The organism is Pseudomonas sp. Ors-4-3C (assembly GCF_055755035.1).
In genome coordinates this window covers 823,440-841,574 of sequence record NZ_CM146900.1, presented here as the reverse complement: position 1 = coordinate 841,574, position 18,135 = coordinate 823,440, and the positions used below count along the sequence as shown (strand labels likewise).

22 protein-coding genes and 1 pseudogene are annotated in these 18,135 nt (G+C 58.8%); 11 read left to right on the top strand and 12 right to left on the bottom strand.

Annotation, left to right across the window (positions count from 1 at the left end; all coding sequences use genetic code 11):
- Positions 1-36 precede the first annotated feature (36 nt).
- A complete protein-coding gene (locus tag ACVHNU_RS03985; RefSeq protein WP_473019054.1) occupies positions 37-285 on the top strand; it encodes an acyl carrier protein in 249 nt (82 codons plus the stop codon).
- Between the two features lie 88 nt (positions 286-373).
- Here ACVHNU_RS03985 and ACVHNU_RS03980 read toward each other — a convergent pair whose 3' ends face one another.
- Together ACVHNU_RS03980 and ptrR are read right to left on the bottom strand one after the other, a co-directional pair.
- On the bottom strand, positions 374-502 hold the full coding sequence (locus ACVHNU_RS03980) for a PA1414 family protein (protein ID WP_003184145.1): 129 nt from the start codon (positions 500-502) through the stop codon (positions 374-376).
- 142 nt (positions 503-644) lie between these two features.
- On the bottom strand, positions 645-1,538 hold the full coding sequence (ptrR, locus tag ACVHNU_RS03975; protein ID WP_027614570.1) for a putrescine utilization regulator PtrR: 894 nt from the start codon (positions 1,536-1,538) through the stop codon (positions 645-647).
- 104 nt (positions 1,539-1,642) lie between these two features.
- On the opposite strand from ptrR, the gene ACVHNU_RS03970 reads away from it, so the two are divergent.
- Complete coding sequence (locus ACVHNU_RS03970) at positions 1,643-2,824, top strand: MFS transporter (protein WP_473019053.1); 1,182 nt, start codon at positions 1,643-1,645, stop codon at positions 2,822-2,824.
- Here ACVHNU_RS03970 and ACVHNU_RS03965 read toward each other — a convergent pair.
- From ACVHNU_RS03965 to ACVHNU_RS03955, 3 genes are all read right to left on the bottom strand, one after another.
- A complete protein-coding gene (locus ACVHNU_RS03965; protein WP_473019052.1) occupies positions 2,769-3,701 on the bottom strand; it encodes a DMT family transporter in 933 nt (310 codons plus the stop codon). The genes ACVHNU_RS03970 and ACVHNU_RS03965 overlap by 56 nt on opposite strands.
- Positions 3,702-3,941: 240 nt before the next feature.
- Complete coding sequence (locus tag ACVHNU_RS03960) at positions 3,942-4,346, bottom strand: DUF2177 family protein (protein WP_262143085.1); 405 nt, start codon at positions 4,344-4,346, stop codon at positions 3,942-3,944.
- A gap of 45 nt (positions 4,347-4,391) precedes the next feature.
- Positions 4,392-5,228, bottom strand: coding sequence for a CvfB family protein (locus tag ACVHNU_RS03955; protein WP_003222709.1), 837 nt, complete (start codon positions 5,226-5,228; stop codon positions 4,392-4,394).
- Between the two features lie 350 nt (positions 5,229-5,578).
- Here ACVHNU_RS03955 and ACVHNU_RS03950 point away from each other — a divergent pair, with 350 nt between their 5' ends.
- From ACVHNU_RS03950 to ACVHNU_RS03940, 3 genes are all read left to right on the top strand, one after another.
- Positions 5,579-5,767: a hypothetical protein gene (locus tag ACVHNU_RS03950; RefSeq protein ID WP_016985943.1), complete on the top strand. Its 189-nt coding sequence runs from the start codon at positions 5,579-5,581 to the stop codon at positions 5,765-5,767.
- Positions 5,768-5,975: 208 nt separating this feature from the next.
- Entirely contained in the window at positions 5,976-6,695 is a 720-nt protein-coding gene (locus tag ACVHNU_RS03945) for a TorF family putative porin (protein WP_003222704.1), read from the top strand.
- A gap of 71 nt (positions 6,696-6,766) precedes the next feature.
- Positions 6,767-7,636 (top strand): DUF6279 family lipoprotein, encoded by an 870-nt coding sequence (locus tag ACVHNU_RS03940; RefSeq protein ID WP_473019051.1) that lies wholly within the window; start codon positions 6,767-6,769, stop codon positions 7,634-7,636.
- A gap of 114 nt (positions 7,637-7,750) precedes the next feature.
- Here ACVHNU_RS03940 and ACVHNU_RS03935 read toward each other — a convergent pair whose 3' ends face one another.
- A complete protein-coding gene (locus ACVHNU_RS03935; RefSeq protein WP_473019050.1) occupies positions 7,751-8,143 on the bottom strand; it encodes a transcriptional regulator in 393 nt (130 codons plus the stop codon).
- A gap of 176 nt (positions 8,144-8,319) precedes the next feature.
- Between ACVHNU_RS03935 and ACVHNU_RS03930 the strand changes: the two genes are divergently transcribed.
- A complete protein-coding gene (locus tag ACVHNU_RS03930) occupies positions 8,320-9,054 on the top strand; it encodes a DUF899 domain-containing protein (protein ID WP_473019049.1) in 735 nt (244 codons plus the stop codon).
- Positions 9,055-9,130: 76 nt separating this feature from the next.
- Here the strand turns inward: ACVHNU_RS03930 and ACVHNU_RS03925 are convergent, their stop codons facing one another.
- Both ACVHNU_RS03925 and ACVHNU_RS03920 read right to left on the bottom strand, forming a co-directional pair.
- A complete protein-coding gene (locus tag ACVHNU_RS03925) occupies positions 9,131-9,433 on the bottom strand; it encodes a hypothetical protein (RefSeq protein WP_103522422.1) in 303 nt (100 codons plus the stop codon).
- Between the two features lie 258 nt (positions 9,434-9,691).
- Positions 9,692-9,883: pseudogene (locus ACVHNU_RS03920) on the bottom strand (hypothetical protein); the annotation flags it as partial.
- A 177-nt stretch (positions 9,884-10,060) separates the two neighbouring features.
- On the opposite strand from ACVHNU_RS03920, the gene ACVHNU_RS03915 reads away from it, so the two are divergent.
- From ACVHNU_RS03915 to ACVHNU_RS03905, 3 genes are all read left to right on the top strand, one after another.
- Positions 10,061-10,336: a hypothetical protein gene (locus tag ACVHNU_RS03915; RefSeq protein ID WP_473019048.1), complete on the top strand. Its 276-nt coding sequence runs from the start codon at positions 10,061-10,063 to the stop codon at positions 10,334-10,336.
- Positions 10,337-10,597: 261 nt separating this feature from the next.
- Positions 10,598-11,182: a C39 family peptidase gene (locus tag ACVHNU_RS03910; RefSeq protein WP_473019047.1), complete on the top strand. Its 585-nt coding sequence runs from the start codon at positions 10,598-10,600 to the stop codon at positions 11,180-11,182.
- Positions 11,183-11,194: 12 nt separating this feature from the next.
- Positions 11,195-11,794, top strand: coding sequence for a hypothetical protein (locus tag ACVHNU_RS03905; RefSeq protein ID WP_473019046.1), 600 nt, complete (start codon positions 11,195-11,197; stop codon positions 11,792-11,794).
- Positions 11,795-11,856: 62 nt separating this feature from the next.
- Here ACVHNU_RS03905 and ACVHNU_RS03900 read toward each other — a convergent pair whose 3' ends face one another.
- The gene (locus ACVHNU_RS03900; protein WP_003222685.1) at positions 11,857-13,197 is read right to left on the bottom strand and encodes a DEAD/DEAH box helicase; all 1,341 of its coding nucleotides are present in this window, start codon (positions 13,195-13,197) and stop codon (positions 11,857-11,859) included.
- A 190-nt stretch (positions 13,198-13,387) separates the two neighbouring features.
- Here ACVHNU_RS03900 and ACVHNU_RS03895 point away from each other — a divergent pair, with 190 nt between their 5' ends.
- Complete coding sequence (locus ACVHNU_RS03895) at positions 13,388-14,686, top strand: mechanosensitive ion channel family protein (RefSeq protein WP_473019045.1); 1,299 nt, start codon at positions 13,388-13,390, stop codon at positions 14,684-14,686.
- 110 nt (positions 14,687-14,796) lie between these two features.
- Here ACVHNU_RS03895 and ACVHNU_RS03890 read toward each other — a convergent pair whose 3' ends face one another.
- The 3 genes from ACVHNU_RS03890 to ACVHNU_RS03880 all read right to left on the bottom strand — a co-directional run bounded on the left by ACVHNU_RS03890 (position 14,797) and on the right by ACVHNU_RS03880 (position 17,151).
- Entirely contained in the window at positions 14,797-15,663 is an 867-nt protein-coding gene (locus ACVHNU_RS03890; RefSeq protein ID WP_473019044.1) for a carboxylate/amino acid/amine transporter, read from the bottom strand.
- Between the two features lie 343 nt (positions 15,664-16,006).
- Positions 16,007-16,606: an FMN-dependent NADH-azoreductase gene (locus ACVHNU_RS03885; protein WP_103484442.1), complete on the bottom strand. Its 600-nt coding sequence runs from the start codon at positions 16,604-16,606 to the stop codon at positions 16,007-16,009.
- Between the two features lie 230 nt (positions 16,607-16,836).
- Entirely contained in the window at positions 16,837-17,151 is a 315-nt protein-coding gene (locus tag ACVHNU_RS03880; RefSeq protein ID WP_003222676.1) for a hypothetical protein, read from the bottom strand.
- A 49-nt stretch (positions 17,152-17,200) separates the two neighbouring features.
- Between ACVHNU_RS03880 and ACVHNU_RS03875 the strand changes: the two genes are divergently transcribed.
- Complete coding sequence (locus ACVHNU_RS03875) at positions 17,201-18,124, top strand: LysR family transcriptional regulator (RefSeq protein ID WP_025110609.1); 924 nt, start codon at positions 17,201-17,203, stop codon at positions 18,122-18,124.
- The last annotated feature ends 11 nt before the right edge of the window (positions 18,125-18,135 follow it).

The following is an 18,135-nucleotide window of genomic DNA, read 5'->3' as shown; positions in this document are numbered from 1 at the left end:
CTGTAATCAGTCAACACAACAACGAAACTGTCTGCCATGAGAAGAACTGCCGTGCGTGCTGCCGTGCACCGATACATTAAGCGCCTGCTGGACTCCCGCGAATTCAACGACGACACCCGCCTGGTGCAATTAGGGCTGGAGAAGGCAGATATCGAGGATCTGATATTTCATCTGGAAGATGAGTTCGGACTGACGGCGTTCACCGCCGAAGAGGATCACATGCTCAAGACCGTCAGGACGGCGAAGGACTTGAGCCGGTTCTTGATTGAAATTGGCAGGCATTGAAAGCAAAAGATCGCAGCCTTCGGCAGCTCCTACACTTTTCTCTGTAGGAGCTGCCGAAGGCTGCGATCTTTTGATCTTTAATCAGGCACTACCGTCGGCGAGGCTGACGCCGGCGCTGTTCGTCATCGGTACGGATCGGAACGGGTTGCAGAGGCGGTTCGATCAAGCCGAGGGCAACACCCAAATCGTGCAGCCAGTTCTGAATTTTCTCTTTCATCGTCATGCCCCCTTCAGGGTAGTGCTGAGCGGCCGGAATTCTGAGGCCGCTTCGCACTGATAATAGTCCTAAGTCCTACGCAATGCTCGGCCAAATCCGCAATGATCTGTTACTGAATTGAACAGAATTACCATCGATTGGTTCACGCCGTCTGCCGGGTTTCACTGGATGCCACGGGATAGAGCGCTTGCTGCTGTTCAATCCAGGCATTGAGGTTGGCCCCGACCATGCCCTTGCGCCACATGAGCCATGTTGTCGCACTGGCAAACGGCTCGGCCAACGGGTGCACCGCGACACTTTCGCGCCCGGGCAGACTGGCCAGCATCGACTCCGACATCAGCGCCACGCCGCTGCCGGCAATCACACAAGCAAGCATGCCCTGATAGGACTCGATCTCCATCGCCCGGCCCATCGCCGCCTGATAGTGGACAAACCACGCCTCCAGTCGGGCGCGGTAAGCGCAGCCATGGCGGAAGGTGAACACCGCCCTGCCCTCGACCTCTTTGGCGCTGCGGATCGGCGGGTGATCGGCTTCGCTGATCAGCACCAGACGCTCGTCGCACAGCGGTACGCCGTCGATCCCCGCCAGTTGTGGCGGGCCGTCCACCAAAGCCGCATCGAGACGCCCGGAGACCAGGCCTTCAAGCAACTCACCGCTGGGCCCCGACTGCACTTGCAGATTCACCGCCGGGTATTGCTTGTGATAGCGCGCCAACAGCGCCGGCAAATGGATCGCTGCGGTGCTGTAGAGTGTGCCGAGGACGAAATCCCCGGCCGGTTGCCCGCCCATCACCGCCGCACTGGCCTGATCGCGCAGGGCGAACAGTTTGCCGGTGTAGTCCAGCAGGACTTTTCCCGCAGGCGATAACTGCAAACGCTGACGCTCGCGGACGAAAAGTTCGACACCCAATTGCTCTTCCAGCTGTTTGAGCCGGGTCGACAGGTTGGACGGCACACGGTGCAGACGCTCGGCGGCGCGGGTGATCGAACCTTCCTCGGCCACTGCCTGAAAGATCCGCAATTGGCTGAATTCCACAACCATTCTCCATTACAGAACAAGTTACTCACTATTATTCAATTTTAAAGAAAGTCAATCGGTTCTAGCCTGACGGTCATTGCTCCTCCAAAGGAATCCCGACCATGTCGCCACTGATTCGCTTATCCGCCTGTTTCGTCGCCCTGATGATGGCCATGGGCATCGGGCGTTTCGCCCTCACCCCGCAACTGCCGCACCTGCTCAGCGAAGGCCAGGTCGACCTGACGGCCGCTGGTCTGATCGCCGCGGCCAACTACCTCGGCTATCTGCTGGGCGCGGTGGATGCGATGTTCGCCCATCGTCCGCAGCAAGTGCAGCGCCGGTTGCATGGCGGGTTGTGGCTGTGCGTGCTGCTGACCCTGGCGTCGTTCTGGGCCAACGGCTTCTGGACGCATTTGCTGCTGCGCTTTGGCACCGGGGTGGCGAGTGCCTGGGTGCTGGTGATGATCACGGCGCTGAGTCAACCACTGGCAGCGGCGGCGGGCCGGCCACGACTGGGTGCGCTGGTGTTCGCCGGTCCGGGGCTGGGGATTTTTCTCACAGGGGTGCTGGCACTGTTCTCACATCTGTTGAACCAGACGTCTGCTACGTTGTGGCTGATCTATGCCGCCGTGGCGCTGGTAATGTTGTTGGGGATCGTGCGGTTCTTGCCACAACCGGGCGTGCACACGCCGGTCGCCACCCTTAACGTCAGCCATGCGAATCGCGGCATCCCGCGACTGGCGGCGGTGTATGCGCTGTACGGCGTGGGTTACATCATTCCGGCGACGTTCCTCTCGCAGATGGCCAACGCGCAATTTCATGGGCAATGGCAGGCCGATCTGTTCTGGCCGTGCTTCGGCCTCGGCGCCGCCATCGGCGTGTTGCTGGTGAGTCTGCGTCGCCACGACCCGAACACCACACGGCACTGGCTGACCGCCACCCTGTGGTTGCAGGCGCTCGGGGTCTTCGCCTGTCTGTTGGGCAGCGGTTATGGCCTGGCGCTGGGGGTGATGTTGTGCGGCATGCCGTTCCTGGCCTGCATGCAACTGGTGATGCAACGTTCGCGAGAACTGGCGCCGCACACCACCCAGCGCAACGCCGGGTTGCTGACCGCATGCTTCGCCGTCGGCCAGCTCAGCGGCCCGTTGCTCGCGGCGCTGAGCAGCCATTTCAGCGGCGGTCTGCAACCGGCGCTGATCATTGCCGGCAGCGGTCTGCTGATTGCCGGCGGGCTGGCGCTGCAATCGGTCAGTGCTGGCCGAGGGCTTTGCGCAAACGCCGACGCACCCACTGCTCAGCGCTGACAAAGGTGATGCCGAGCAACACCAGCACCGCGCCGATGACGAAGTTAATGCTCAATTCTTCGCCAAGCAGCACCACGCCAAAGGTGACGCCGAACAGCGGTGTCATGAACGAAAACACCGCCAGATTGGCCGCCAGATAGCGGCGCAGCAGCCAAAACCAGGTCAGGTAACTGAGGAACGACACCACCAGACCCTGGAACAACACGCTGGCCACCGCCACGGTGGTCAGGCTGACGTGAGTGATCTGGCCGCTGAACAGCGCGATCAACAGCAGGCCGACGAAGCCGACGATCAATTGATAAAACAAGGTCAAGGTCACCGGCGCTTCCGATAGCCGCGAAGCGCGCACTACCACAGTGGTCGCGCCCCAGCAGGCACCGGCAATGACCCCGAACGCATCGCCCAGCAGCATGCGCCGGTCGAGGTTGTCCCACGACACGCCACCCGCGAAAGCAATCGCGATACCGATGAAAGCGAGCAGAATCCCCAGCCATTGCAGCGGTCGCAAGCGTTCGCTGGCCAACAGGAAATGCACACCCAATGCAGTGAAAATCGGTGCGGTGTAGAGGAACACCGACATGTGCGCGGCAGTGGTCAACTGCAGGCCTTCGGCGATGAAGAAGAACTCCAGACCGAACAACGCACCGGCCAGCAGTCCGCCGCGCCAGGTGTTGCCGACCTGATCCCAGCCTCCCTTCCAGCACAGCAGCAAACCCACCAGCAACGCGGAAATCCCCGAACGCCCGGCCGCCTGCATCACCGGCGCGATGTCCGGCGCGGCCCACTTGATCATCACTTGCTGCACGCCCCAGATCAGGCACAGGCCGATCATCACCTGCAGGGCAAAACCGTCGGCATTGCGCCGCTCGACACTCACCGCAACACCTCGAACACACACAACATGGCAGCCATCCGCTGGTCAAAAATCTGTGTCGGGGATTATCAATCACTCGGGCAGAAAAAGCCGTCTGAAAAAGACTTTGTCTGCGTCAGTAACGTCAGCGGTGAATGGCCGTCGGCTGCGCCGCCATTCGCGAGCAAGCCCGCTCCCACAGTAGAACGCATTCCCCAGTGGGAGCGGGCTTGCTCGCGAAGGCGTCGGGTCCGACAACCAAGATTACGCAATTGACTTCACAAATCGCTTCGCAGCCAGGAAACCGACCGTGCAGGCCACAGCCGTCGCAAACGCCCCCCACGCCCAATCCATCAAACTCACCTGTACCGACCACCCGCGCAGCGTCGCCCAGTTGGTCAAGTCATAAGTGCCGTACGCCACCAGTCCCAACAACGCGCCCATGCGTGCCGCGCGTTGCCAGCTCAGCGCCGGCAACACCACAAACTGCACACAACCGAAAACATACAGGCAATAAAAAACCGCTGCCGGTAACAGCAGCGGTTTTTCGAGCATCAGAGAACCGAGCAGCTCGCGGTAGGTTGGCGCCATCAATACGCCGAGCCAGATGCCATCGAGCAACAGAAACGCCACCAGTGTGGCGCCATAGGCAATCAACGCTTTTTTCATTTAACCGACCTCAAGTGAGCCCATGCAACATGGGCTACGCGAGGCTCAGGTTAGTTCAATGCGATCGGCGTGAATGACGATCTTGCCTTCCTTGTACAGCGAACCGATGGCTTTCTTGAAGTTGCCCTTGCTGACCCCGAACATGCTGCTGATCAGCGCCGGATCGCTCTTGTCGCTGATGGCCAGCGTGCCGTTGCTTTCGCGCAACTTGGCGAGGATCTTCGAACTCAGGCTGCTGGCCGCTTCCTGGCCCACCGGTTGCAGGCTGAGGCTGATCTTGCCGTCGGCGCGCACTTCCTTGATGTAACCCTTCTCGCGCATGCCGGACCGCATGAACTTGAAGATTTCATTCTTGTGAATCAAGCCCCAGTGCTTGTTGTTGATGATCGCCTTGAAGCCCATGTCGGTGGCTTCAGCCACCAGCAGATCAACTTCCTGCCCGGCGCTGTAGTTGGCCGGGGTCTTGTCGAGGTAGCGATCCAGACGTGCGGTCGCGGTGATGCGGCGAGTGTGTTTGTCGAGGTAGACGTGCACCACGCAATATTCACCAGCGGTCATCTGCCGCTTCTCTTCGGAATACGGCAGCAACAGGTCCTTCGGCAGACCCCAATCGAGGAACACGCCGATGCTGTTGATTTCAACAACTTTCAGACTGGCAAATTCGCCGACCTGAACTTTTGGTTTTTCAGTGGTAGCGATAAGTTTGTCATCGCTGTCCAGATAAATAAAAACGTTGAGCCAGTCTTCATCTTCGCTGGGAATATCTTTAGGGATATAACGGTTAGGCAAAAGAATTTCGCCGTCGGCACCGCCATCCAGATATAAACCGAAGTTAGTGTGTTTAACCACTTGCAAACTGTTGTAACGCCCGACTAAAGCCATTTTCCAAAACCCTCATTGCGTGGCGGCATTCTACCCGGTTTTGCCGGCTTCGTTCGCTGGCTGAGCAACCCGCTCGAGAAAATCCACGGGACACCTTGATTTTCCTGGGTCTCGCACGGTCGGGCTGCCACTCGTCTGACCAGCGCAGCACCGGCCGCGCCATTTCGCGCAGGATGTTTTCACTGATGGCAAATAAATGTTCTTATTTAAAACAGTGGCTTAGGTGGATATTTCGAATAATTAATCGAGAATAATCCACCCACGCGCTCAGTTATTCCCGGGGATATTTATCAAGCAATTGTCAAGTTATTCCTGTACGATGCCTGGCCGAGTTACTTTTCTACAGGTTAATGGCCGCCATGCGTGTAAAAGCATCCACCAGCAAAGCAAAGCCAGCTCCAGCCGTTGAAACCAGCGAATCGATCAACGATCAAATCGCAGCGTTCCTCAAGTCCGGCGGCGAAATCCAGCAAATTGCCAAAGGCGTCAGCGGCCAGACGTTCGGTCCGTCCAAGCAGATCAGCCTGGGCAAGAAGTAACACCCGGTAATACACCCGTCCTGAGGCGCTTTGAGTTTCGAAGCGTCTGGACTGGCACCCGCGCAATACCCTCCATTCTGTTTAACCAATCTTTTGAAAATCGACGAACGGCCATCATCGCCGAGCATTCGCCGGTATCCTTGCACGCGTCTGGATCAAGCGTTTCAGCAGGCTCAATGCCTTGCCCTCGCTGTTCATGGAGTGACGCATGCTCAAACCCACTTCCTGTTTACTGCTGGTAGGCCTGCTGGTCTGCTCGACTGCGCACGCGCAGATTTTCCAGCGCGAGCTCGGCGACTTCGACCTCAAACTCGGCACCACGCCCAGCCGCAGCATGGCCCAAGGCCTGGTCAAGCCGGCGGCAGTCGGCTCCTTCCACGGCGGCCTCGACCTCAGCCACGACAGCGGCCTGTATGTCGGCCAGTACGCACCGAGCATGGGCCTCACACCGGGCAAGAACCTCGAAATCGACTCCTACGTCGGCTTCAAACAACCTTTCGATCAGACCCTCGGCTATGAAGTCGGGATGATCCACTACAGTTATCCCAAAGTAGACACCCTCGACAGCCAGGAGCTGTTCGGCGGCCTGACCCTGCTCGGCAGCCGCTTCGGCGTCGCCGTGAGCAACGACCCGGACAAACAGAACAACACGCTGTTCGCCGACCTCGGCGGCAATCAGCCGTTCGGCATCGGGATCAGCATGAAATACACCACCCACCAACTGAACACGCCCGTGTCGGTGGACGGTGGTTATGTCAGCAGTTTTACCGATTGGTCGGTGAAATTTTCCCGGCCGTTCATGGGCGTCGATCTCGACCTGATCTACAGCAACTCCAACCTCAGTGGCAGCGATTGCTCGGCTTATTCCGGGCAAAATAGCGAGTGCGACGGGCTGGTCACACTCAAGGCCGAACGCGCGTTCTATTGATCGGCTGAACTGCCGGCAGCCTCCCGCGTTCACATAAGAATCAGACGCCAGGCTCTCGCAAGGATTCGCTCATGTCTCGCTGGTTCAAACACCTCGCCACCCTGCTGATCTTCACCCTCGCCCTCGGCGCCTGCAGTCGCGTCGGTCTGGCCTACCGCAATCTCGACGTGATCATTCCATGGACGCTTGGCGACTATCTGGACATGACCAGCGAGCAAAAAGACTGGTTCAACGATCGCCTCAAGGAGCACCTGAACTGGCACTGCACCACGCAATTGCCGGGCTACCTCGACTGGCTGGATCGCTTGCAAGCGATGGTCGAAACCAATCAGGTGACAGACGCGGCACTGCAAGCGCGAACCGTAGAAGCGAAAAAAGCCATCGCCGACACCGCACGCCAAATCACCCCATCAGCCATCGAACTGCTGCAAGGGCTGGACGATAAACAGGTCGCGGAAATGAACGACGCGTTCGCCAAGGACCTGCGCAAACGTGAAAAGGAATACGTCAAACCACCGCTGGCGCAACAGATTGCCGAACGCGCTGCGCGCATGGACAAGCGCCTCACCGATTGGCTTGGCCCGTTGAGCGTCACTCAGGAACAACGGGTGATGGCCTGGTCAACCGCGCTTGGCGAGCAGAATACCCAATGGATCGCCAACCGCGCGCACTGGCAGCAGCAGTTCAGCGCGGCCGTTGCCCAGCGTAAAAGTCCGGAATTCCCACAACAGATCGAGACACTTCTGGTCAATCGCGAGCGATTATGGACAGCGGATTACCAGAAAGCCTACGCCAACACCGAAGCACAGGCGCGCTCGCTGGCGGTTGATTTGATGGCGCAGAGCACGCCGCAGCAGCGTCAGCGGTTGCTCAAGAAAATCGAAGGGGTGCGTAAAGACTTCAATGACCTGAAGTGCCTGAAGGCTGCACAGAAACCTTAATAGGATGCCAATCCAATGTGGGAGCGGGCTTGCTCGCGAATGCGGTGGGTCATTCACCATTTATGTGTCTGATACAGCGCATTCGCGAGCAAGCCCGCTCCCACAAAAGGCCTGTCAGGCAATCTGCGCCTTTGAAGCCACCTCATCAAACGTCGCCTCATCCAGCGCATCTTCCTGCTCGTCCAGCACCTGCCGCGGATGATCATTTCCGGGAATGCTGCTGTCGATCAGGCTCAGCAGGCTTGATCCGCGTGGCGTCAGAATGAAATTGTTGCCGGTACTGCCCATATGATCCGGACGCGGTTCGATAAATCCACGATCGAGCAACAAGCCTTCATATTCGCAGGCCAGCGTTTTCAGGTGATCCAGATTCTCGATCGGCTCGCCTGCACTGGCTTTCTGCGCCGCATAGTCCTCGGCATATTTTCGCGGCGCGAAACTTTCGCCTGCACTGTTCTGCACTTCATGCAGCAAGCGTTCAATCAAATCCCAGTTATAAGTCGTCATCCTGATTCAACCTCCGGTGCGCGTGATTTGGGGCGCTGTCATAGGTTGTGACCCGGACGCATCGCAGCCGTTCAGCGGCATTTTCCGCAGCGACCGACCGGCGGTCTGTCGAATTGATCGAGGGTTAAACGACTAGTCTGACAAAGACGGTTTCAACCCCCGCAGGAGAAATCATCATGAACGTCGAGAATCATCCGGTCGTATCGAGAGAAGAATGGCTCGCTGCACGCAAACAACATCTGGCCGAAGAAAAGGCCTTCACCAAGGAACGCGACCGCCTCAGCGCCAAGCGCCGCGCGTTGCCCTGGGTCAAAGTCGACAAGGACTACCGATTTCACGGCTCACACGGCGAGCTGAAACTGGCCGACCTGTTCGGCAAACACAGTCAACTGATCGTTTACCACTTCATGTTTGCCAAGGATTGGGAGGAAGGCTGCCAGGGTTGCTCGTTCCTGTCCGACCACATCGACGGCGCCAATCTACACCTGGCCCACCACGACATCGCCGTGGTCGCGGTCTCCCACGCCCCGTTTGAACAGTTCCAAGCCTTCAAGCGGCGCATGGGCTGGAAATTCGACTGGGTCTCGTCAGACGGTTCCGATTTCAACTACGACTTTGGCGTGTGCGCCCGCGCTGAAGATGTCGCTGCAGGAAAGGCTACGTACAACTACGAAAAGACTGACAGTGCCGAGGAAGAAATGCCCGGCCTGAGCGTGTTTTATCGTGATGCAAAGGGCGACATTTTCCACACCTACTCAACCTATGCCCGTGGGCTGGACATGCTGGTCGGTGCCTACAACTACCTCGACCTCACACCCAAGGGCAGGAATGAGGACGAGATCATGGAGTGGGTGCGGCATCATGATCGGTATGAAAATGAAAAAGCCTCGAGTTGCTGCCACCAGAGATAATCAGCAAATCAAAGGAAAGGCAGCGGCCGGCAATACCGCCCGCTGCATCCTGGATGCCTGGAATACGCATCACCGTCTAATAGTTGAATTTTGTTTTGACCTGTTCGCCTTCGCGATAAGACAGGACAAATGACTTCCATGGTTCACCGCGCTTGTCTGCGTTAGCCTGTAACTCGCCTACCAGACGCAGAATTTTCGCGTCATTTATGTCGGTCTCGACGTTCCAGTCCTCCACTCCGTCTTTCTCAACGCCCAGTTCCGTCTCAATGTATCCCTCCCCCAACTCCACACCGTAGCTGAATGCATCGTAGCCGTGAACAATACCGGCTTCGACTTCCTGGAAAATTTCCTGGACGATTTTTATATCTTCAGTAACCACTAAATAATCTCCGGAATTTGATGGGGCTCGTATTTAAAGACTACGGTTTTAGCCTTCCCATCAACTATGTAAGTAACTCTCATCGCGTCAGGACGGACTGAGCCTGGGTCTTCACGCACGAACCTGACGGTAGCTACACCCACTGTTTTTGATGGATCGTCGAGCGCTTCCTTCACTCTATTCTTTACCAGCCTCCGCCTGCCTGGAATCCCGATGCACTTTCTCCTTGGTCGGGGTGAACGTCGGCTCTTCTAACATACCGGCACGATCCAGCGAGGTGCTCGGGTTGGCCACGACAATGCCGTCGGCCTGCGCCCACATCGGTTGCCAGAACATGACGTTCGCCAATAGAAACGCCAGACCGCGCTTGGGCATGCCCCAGAAATGCTCACGGGTTTTCACGGCAGCAGAAGGCTGACGAGCGAGGAAGGCGTATTGGCGAACGTCCATGTTTGAGCTCTCGTTGCGACAGGCGAGCGGCTTTTCCTCAAGAAGTCTACTTTTCAGGGGGGATCGCGACCGTTCGGTCACTTCAAATGGGCTGGCAAAAACACTGTCACTGAACTTTTCACCGCCCAACCCCCTCCACCGATTAACCCGCCTTACCCGGAACGGAGGCCCACCCTCATGAAAACCCTTCTCAAGTTAACCCTCGCCGCCACACTCGCCTGCGCCCTGCCCGCCTGGGCCTGCACGCCGGAAGAAGCCACCGCCAAGCGCGAACAGCTGGCCAAGGAAGTCGCCAAGCTCACCGAGCAGAACCCCACCAAGGCCAAGGAGATCAATGCCGAGTTGCAGAAAATGGACTTGGGCACGGCCAGTGCGGATTTACCGGACAAATGCCAGTTGATTGATCAGCGCTTGAAAGAGCTGGATTCGGCTGAGAAAAAAACCGAGAGCTAAAGCAAGAGCAAAAGATCGCAGCCTTCGGCAGCTCCTACACCGAACCCTGTAGGAGCTGCCGCAGGCTGCGATCTTTTGCCCTTAAAAATGCATTTGTGCATTTATTTTCTTGCATAAACGCATATCCAGACTAAGGTTACATCGAGCAAGGAGATCGGCACCGTTCATCGCAGATGAAAACCGTTAACCACCGATCGCTCGGCAATACCGCAACACAATCACAAGCTGGACGCTTGTTTTCATTCATGGAGGACTGAAAAAATGTTAACCACTCAAGCAACATCGTTCACCGGCGAGAGCCTGCCAAGGTGCCTCGTCGGCCACCTGCTCGACCCGCAACTGGTCGAGGTTGAAGCCACTGCGCGAAGCGCGGCACTGGCCGCCGCCAACCTCAACTTCACCATGCAGAAACAGACGCAGACCAACTGGTGCTGGGCCGCCGTTTCCGCCTCGGTCGGCAACTACTACGGCACCGGGAACTGGACACAGTGCGGGGTCGCGAGCACCCAACTGGATCGCAACTGCTGCAACCAGCCAGGTCCGTGCAACGTCTACGGCTATCTGGATTCGGCCCTGCAAACCACCCGCAGCTACAACGGGATGAATCAGGGTTCGCTGCAGATGTCGGCCATTCAGAACCAGATCAACATGGGTCGCCCGGTCGGCCTGCGTTGCGCCTGGTACGGTGGAGGCGCGCACTTTCTGGCGATCTACGGCACCAACGGCAACTACGTGCTGGTCGCCGACTCGATCTATGGTTACTCGACTCGCGCGCTGAACGCGTTCCCCGGTTCGTACAACGGCGGCGGCAACTGGACTCACACTTACTTCACCGCGAAAAACTAGGAGGGCGACATCATGCAACTGACTTATCCAAAGGCGCCTTCCAACGGCGTACAGACTTTGCGTCCGGTGCTGCAAGCAGCGCTGCAAAACCAGGGCTTCGGTATCAACCGCCAGTTCGCCAACGCGACACCGGCCAAAGTCAGCCTCAGCGAAGCCTATCGCGGCTACTCGCTGACGCTGGACGATCTGAGCCAGGGCAAGGGTCTGAAAGACGCACGCATCGGTGACTGGCATTACCTGGTATTTGCCGACGGCGTGAGCATTGCCGATGCGCAACTGGCCGAGGTGCGTGGCCATGTCGAGTTCGCTTCGCTGAACCACGGCACCCGGGCCGCCGACACCGTGGGCGCGCTGAAACTGGCGGAACAGGCGCCGCAATTGCAGGGCAAAACCGTTGAACTACGGGTGCTGTTTGTCTCTGCGCTGCACGTCGTGGCGATCTGGCTGCACGCTGACGGTGAGGATGTACTGATCCCGATCGAGCCGACGCCGAAAGAGCTGGGCGACTCGCGGTTGTACAGCGAAGCCGCGCTGCTCGCCTTGCTTAAACCGGCGGCAGATCGCGGCAAACAGCGCTTTGACGCGGATACCAGCGGACAGTTGGGGAACTGATAAACCCTGCGCATAAAAAAACCCGGACACTGTCCGGGTTTTTTATTGCCTGCGAAAACGCCTTACTCAGCCGCTGGCTCAGCCGGCTTGCGACGCTTGAGCGGGGCCATGCCGTCGCTGCTCACCAGCGAATCCGGCTTCGGACGGTTGGCGCTCTTGCGCTTGGTCGGGGTCTTGGCGGCGGTTTTCTTCTTGTCGCCCTTGGCGTCGGTCTTTTTCTTCTTCACGCCGACGGCTTTGCCCGAGGCCTTGACCTTTTTCGGTCCGCCGTAGGTGCCTTTGACTTCCTTGATGGTACGGCGCTCGAAGCTCTGCTTCAGGTAGCGCTCGATGCTCGACATCAGATTCCAGTCGCCGTGGCAGATCAGCGAGATCGCCAGACCGTCGTTGCCGGCACGGCCGGTACGACCGATGCGGTGCACGTATTCGTCGCCGCTGCGTGGCATGTCGAAGTTGATCACCAGATCCAGGCCATCAACGTCCAGACCACGGGCCGCGACGTCGGTCGCTACCAGGATCTTCACACCGCCCTGCTTCAGACGATCGATCGCCAGTTTGCGATCCTTCTGGTCTTTCTCGCCGTGCAGCACGAACGCCTTGTATTCCTGAGCCACCAGACGGCCGTAGATGCGGTCGGCCATGGCACGGGTGTTGGTGAAGACGATGGCTTTCTGGTAAGTCTCGTTGGCCAGCAGCCAGTTCACGATCTGTTCTTTGTGCTGGTTGTGGTCGGCGGTGATGATCTGCTGACGGGTGGTCGAGTTCAGTTGGCTGACCGCGTTGAGCTGCAGGTGCTCAGGGTTGTTCAACACCTTGGCGACCATCTCACGCAGACCGGAACCGCCGGTGGTGGCGGAGAACAGCATGGTCTGCTGACGGTTCGGGCATTCGTCGACCAGACGCTGCACGTCTTCGGCGAAACCCATGTCGAGCATGCGGTCGGCTTCGTCGAGCACCAACACTTCGACTTCCTTGAGGTCGAGGTTGCCGGCGTTGAGTTGCTCGATCATCCGGCCCGGGGTACCAATCAGGATGTCCGGCACCTTGCGCAGCATCGCCGCTTGCACCTTGAAGTCTTCACCGCCGGTGATCAGGCCGGACTTGATGAAGGTGAACTGCGAGAAGCGTTCAACTTCTTTCAGGGTCTGTTGGGCCAGCTCGCGGGTCGGCAGCAGGATCAGGGTCTTGATGCTGACGCGAACCTTGGCCGGGCCGATCAGGCGGTTGAGGATCGGCAGGACAAAAGCGGCGGTCTTGCCGCTACCGGTTTGCGCCGTCACCCGCAGGTCACGCCCCTGGAGCGCCAGCGGAATGGCCGCTGCTTGCACAGGCGTTGGCTCGACAAATTTCAGCTCGGCCACGGCTTTGAGCAGGCGTTCGTGCAGGGCGAATTGGGAAAACACGGGTGCTACCTCGAAGATATGCAAAAAACAGCTGCATAGGTTACCGGTTTCGAGCGCTCAGGCCGAGTTTCTTTATACAAACGGGCGTAATCAGTGGCTTTTTTGTTGCTCGATTTGTCTCCAACGGTAATACACAGCGTCTTAAATGCTCTAATCGCCCATCGCGTCTTACAGAAGAATCGTTGCTCACATGGATTTCAAACAGCTCTGGCTCAACGCCCAAGACCTCTGGGGTGCCCTCGAACAGCACCCGTTCCTGCAATCCGGCCTGGCGCTGATGCTGCTCTTGGTGATCGCGCTGGTCCTCGGACGAGTGGCGCGCTATCTGATCCTGCACGCCAGCCGCATGCTCGGCCGGCAACCGGCGTTGCACTGGATCAACGATTTTCGCCACAACAAGGTGTTTCAGCGCCTGGCGCAGATGACGCCATCGCTGGTGATCCAGTTCGGCCTGCACCTGGTGCCGGAACTGAGCAAAACCGCGATGACCTTCCTCGGCAACGTGGCGCTGTCCTTCACCATCCTGTTCCTGCTGCTGTCGGTCAGCGCCCTGCTCAATGCGCTGCTGGACATCTACGCACGCACCGAACACGCGCGCACCCGCTCGATCAAGGGCTATGTGCAACTGGCGAAAATGGTGCTGTACGTGTTCGGTGCGATCATCATCGTCGCCACGCTGATCGACCGTTCGCCACTGTTGCTGCTCTCCGGTCTGGGTGCGATGTCGGCGGTGATTCTGTTGGTCTACAAGGACACCCTGCTGTCGTTCGTCGCCAGCGTGCAACTGACCAGCAACGACATGCTGCGCGTCGGCGACTGGATCGAAATGCCGCAAGTCGGCGCCGATGGCGATGTGGTCGACATCACCTTGCACACGGTCAAGGTACAGAACTTCGACAAGACCATCGTCTCGATCCCGACCTGGCGCCTGATGTCCGAATCGTTCCGCAACTGGCGCGGCATGCAGCAGTCCGGCGGGCGTCGGATCAAGCGCAGCCTGTTCATCGACGCCAGCGGCGTGCGCTTCATTCGTGACGATGAGGAAGAAAAGCTCTCCCAGGTGCACCTGCTGACCGGCTACATGGGCCGCAAGAAAGCCGAGCTCAAGGCATGGAACGAGGCGCAGGGCAACGTCGCCGCGATGTCGGCCAACCGCCGGCGCATGACCAACATCGGCACCTTCCGCGCTTATGCGCTGGCGTATTTGAAGAGTCACCCGGAGGTGCAGCCGAACATGACCTGCATGGTGCGGCAGATGCAGACCACGGCGCAGGGAATTCCGCTGGAAATCTACTGCTTCACGACCACCACGGTGTGGGCCGATTACGAGCGGATTCAGGGGGATATTTTCGATTATCTGCTGGCGGTGCTGCCGGAGTTTGGCTTGAGCCTGTATCAGCAGCCGAGTGGCGGGGATTTGCGTACCGGGTTGCTGCCGGCGGTGTTGGGGGCGGCGAGCATTCCCGAGCCGCAGAAACACCTCCTGTAACCCCACCGATCAAAACTGTGGGAGCGGGCTTGCTCGCGAAGGCGTCAGGTCAGTCAACATAATCGTTGAATGACGCACCGTTTTCGCGAGCAAGCCCGCTCCCACAGGGGTTATGCGGTGGCTTGGGAATTGCGGATGCCCAACCGGCTGATCCACACTGCCGCCAGGATGACACTGCCGCCAAGCAACAACCTTCCCAGTTCCTCATGCTGATTCCAGATCAGCAGGTTCAGCAGCAAGCCCACCGGCACATGCAGGTTGTTCATCACCGCCAGCGTGCCGCCGTTGACCATGCACGCGCCCTTGTTCCACCAGTACATGCCCAACGCGGTCGAGACCAGTCCGAGAAACAGCAACACGCCCCATTGCAGGGGTGCTTCGGGCAGGAAGTTGGCTTTGCCGAACAGCAGAAATGCCGGCAACACCACCGCCAGTGCGCCGAGGTAGAAGAAGCCGAAACGCCGGTAATGCGGCAGATCGCTCGGGTGTTTTGCTACCAGATGCTTGTACAGCACCTGCCCTGCCGCGTAGGTGAAGTTGGCCAGTTGCAGCAGCAGGAAGCCCATGAAGAAATCCGGACTGATGCTGTCGAAACGAATCACCGCCGCGCCGCCCACCGCGACCAGCGCCGCAATCAGCGCCCACGGATTGAAGCGGCGGTTCAGCGCATCTTCGATCAGCGTCACGTGCAGCGGCGTGAGGATGGTGAACAGCAACACTTCCGGCACCGTCAGCACGCGGAAGCTCAGGTACAGGCAGACGTAGGTGATGCCGAACTGCAACGCGCCGATCAGCAGCATGCCACGCATGAACGCCGGTTCCACCGAGCGCCAGCGGGTCAGCGGAATGAACACCAGCCCGGCCAGCACCACGCGCACCAGCACCGCAAAGTAGCTGTCGACGTGCCCCGCCAGGTATTCGCCGATCAGACTGAAGGAAAACGCCTGGATCAGCGTGACAAAAAGTAGATAGCCCATGGTCGCCTCTGTTTCGAATGGCGGCGACGATAGCGGTTTTTACGCCAGACCGCGAACCTCAGGCAACACTGAACCCTGTGGGAGCGGGCTTGCTCGCGAAAGCATCGTGTCAGTCGACGAATAGTTGACTGACACACCGCCTTCGCGAGCAAGCCCGCTCCCACAGGGGTTACACGTTGCTCAGATAATTGCAGGCAAAAAAAAGCCCGATCTCGCTAAAGCGTTCAATCGGGCTACAGCACTCAGGAGCAACAAGTGCAAAGGGAGGTTCGATGCGCGTAGGGCCTTGAAGGGGTTGCGCCGGGTCACTAGAACAATCGGCGATTATCTGGGGATTAACCTGTCAAGCGACCTGGGACAGTTTGGCGTTGGCCTGATTCAGGCCCTTCTCCTGGAAATCGCCACCCAGGTTCATGCCTTCGGCGTGAATGAACGTCACGTCGTGGATGCCGATGAAGCCCATGACCTGACGCAGGTACGGTTCCTGATGGTCGGCCGGGCCGCCGGCATAAATGCCGCCGCGAGCGGTGAGCACATAGGCACGCTTGCCGCTGAGCAGGCCTTGCGGGCCGGTTTCGGTGTACTTGAAGGTCACGCCGGCACGCAGCACGTGGTCGAGCCAGGCCTTGAGAGTGCTCGGGATCGCGAAGTTGTACATCGGCGCGGCCATCACCAGTACGTCGGCGGCGAGCAATTCATCGGTCAACTCGTTGGATCGATCCAGCGACGATTGTTCGTTGGCGTTGCGCTGCTCGGCGGGCTTCATCCAGCCGCCCAGCAGGTTGATATCCAGGTGTGGAACGGGGTTCACGGCGAGGTCACGCACGGTGATCTGATCGTTGGGATGCGCGGATTTCCACTGGCTGATGAAGGTCTGGGTCAGTTGACGGGAAACCGAGTCTTGCTGGCGGGCACTGCTTTCGATGATCAGAACGCGGGACATGGTGTGTAGCCTCCATCCGAGAATGTTGTAGGTCGATGGAATGGAGGTTAAACAGGGTTGTATCGATGAAAAAGCGCAAATAATTGCTGCAAAGCATCGAATAATTCGTTTAGATGCAGCTTGTACCCTGTGGGAGCGAGCTTGCTCGCGAAGGCGGTGTGTCATTCACCATTAATGTGTCTGGTACACCGCCTTCGCGAGCAAGCCCGCTCCCACAATAGAACGCGGTGTTATTTCGGGGAGCAGCTCAAGTCGATGCGCAGCCTGATGATCTCGCGGGAGAACTTGGCCGTGGCGTTCGTATGCTTGCGGGCCGGGATTTCGATGTTGCGCGTACGGGGTGCTTCCGGACCATTGTTGAATACGACTTTGCAGGTAGCGTCCACGTCGCCGTAGTTGGCGACCCGAATCGAGCCGATGTCCTTGTCGGTGTCGTAGGTTTCGTAGTCGATCTTCAAGCCATTGAGGTTTTTCTGCACGTCGATCGGGTAAGCAAACGCCGTCAGCGGCAGCAGCGCCAGCAACACACAACAGAATTTTTTCATTCGCCAGTCTCCATGAGGGACGGCCAGCTTAGGACAAGAGGAGCTATTGATGAAAGCGCCCCGCGTGACCCTTGATCAATGGCGAACATTGCAAGCCGTGGTCGACCACGGCGGCTTCGCCCAGGCCGCCGAGGCCTTGCACCGTTCGCAATCGTCGGTGAGTTACACCGTCGCCCGCATGCAGGACCAGCTCGGTGTGCCGTTGCTGCGCATCGACGGACGTAAAGCGGTGCTCACCGAGGCTGGTGGCGTGCTGCTGCGCCGCTCGCGCCAACTGGTGAAACAGGCCAGCCAACTGGAAGACCTCGCCCACCACATGGAACAGGGCTGGGAAGCCGAAGTGCGGCTGGTGGTCGATGCCGCCTACCCGAGCGCACGCATCGTCCGCGCGCTGACCGCGTTCATGCCGCAGAGTCGCGGCTGCCGCGTGCGGCTGCGCGAAGAGGTGTTGTCGGGGGTCGAAGAGGTCTTGCTCGAAGGGGTCGCCGATCTGGCGATCACCGGCCTGAGCATCCCCGGCTACCTCGGTGCGGAATTGAGCGACGTCGAGTTTGTCGCGGTCGCCCACCCGGATCACGCGCTGCATCGGCTCAATCGCGAACTGAGCTTCCAGGATCTGGAAACCCAGATGCAGGTGGTGATTCGCGACTCCGGTCGCCAGCAGCCTCGCGACGTCGGCTGGCTTGGCGCCGAACAGCGCTGGACAGTCGGCAGCCTCGCCACCGCTGCCACGTTCGTCAGCAGCGGTCTGGGCTTCGCCTGGCTGCCGCGGCACATGATCGAACGGGAATTGAAGGAAGGCACGCTCAAGCTGCTACCGTTGGATCAGGGCGGCAGCCGCAACCCGAGCTTCTATCTGTATTCGAACAAGGACAAGCCGCTGGGCCCGGCGACACAGATCCTCATCGAACTGCTGCGCACCTTCGACACCTTGCCGCTGGACGCACCGTTCGCCGCCCCTGAACAAGCCTGACACGGAGTTCA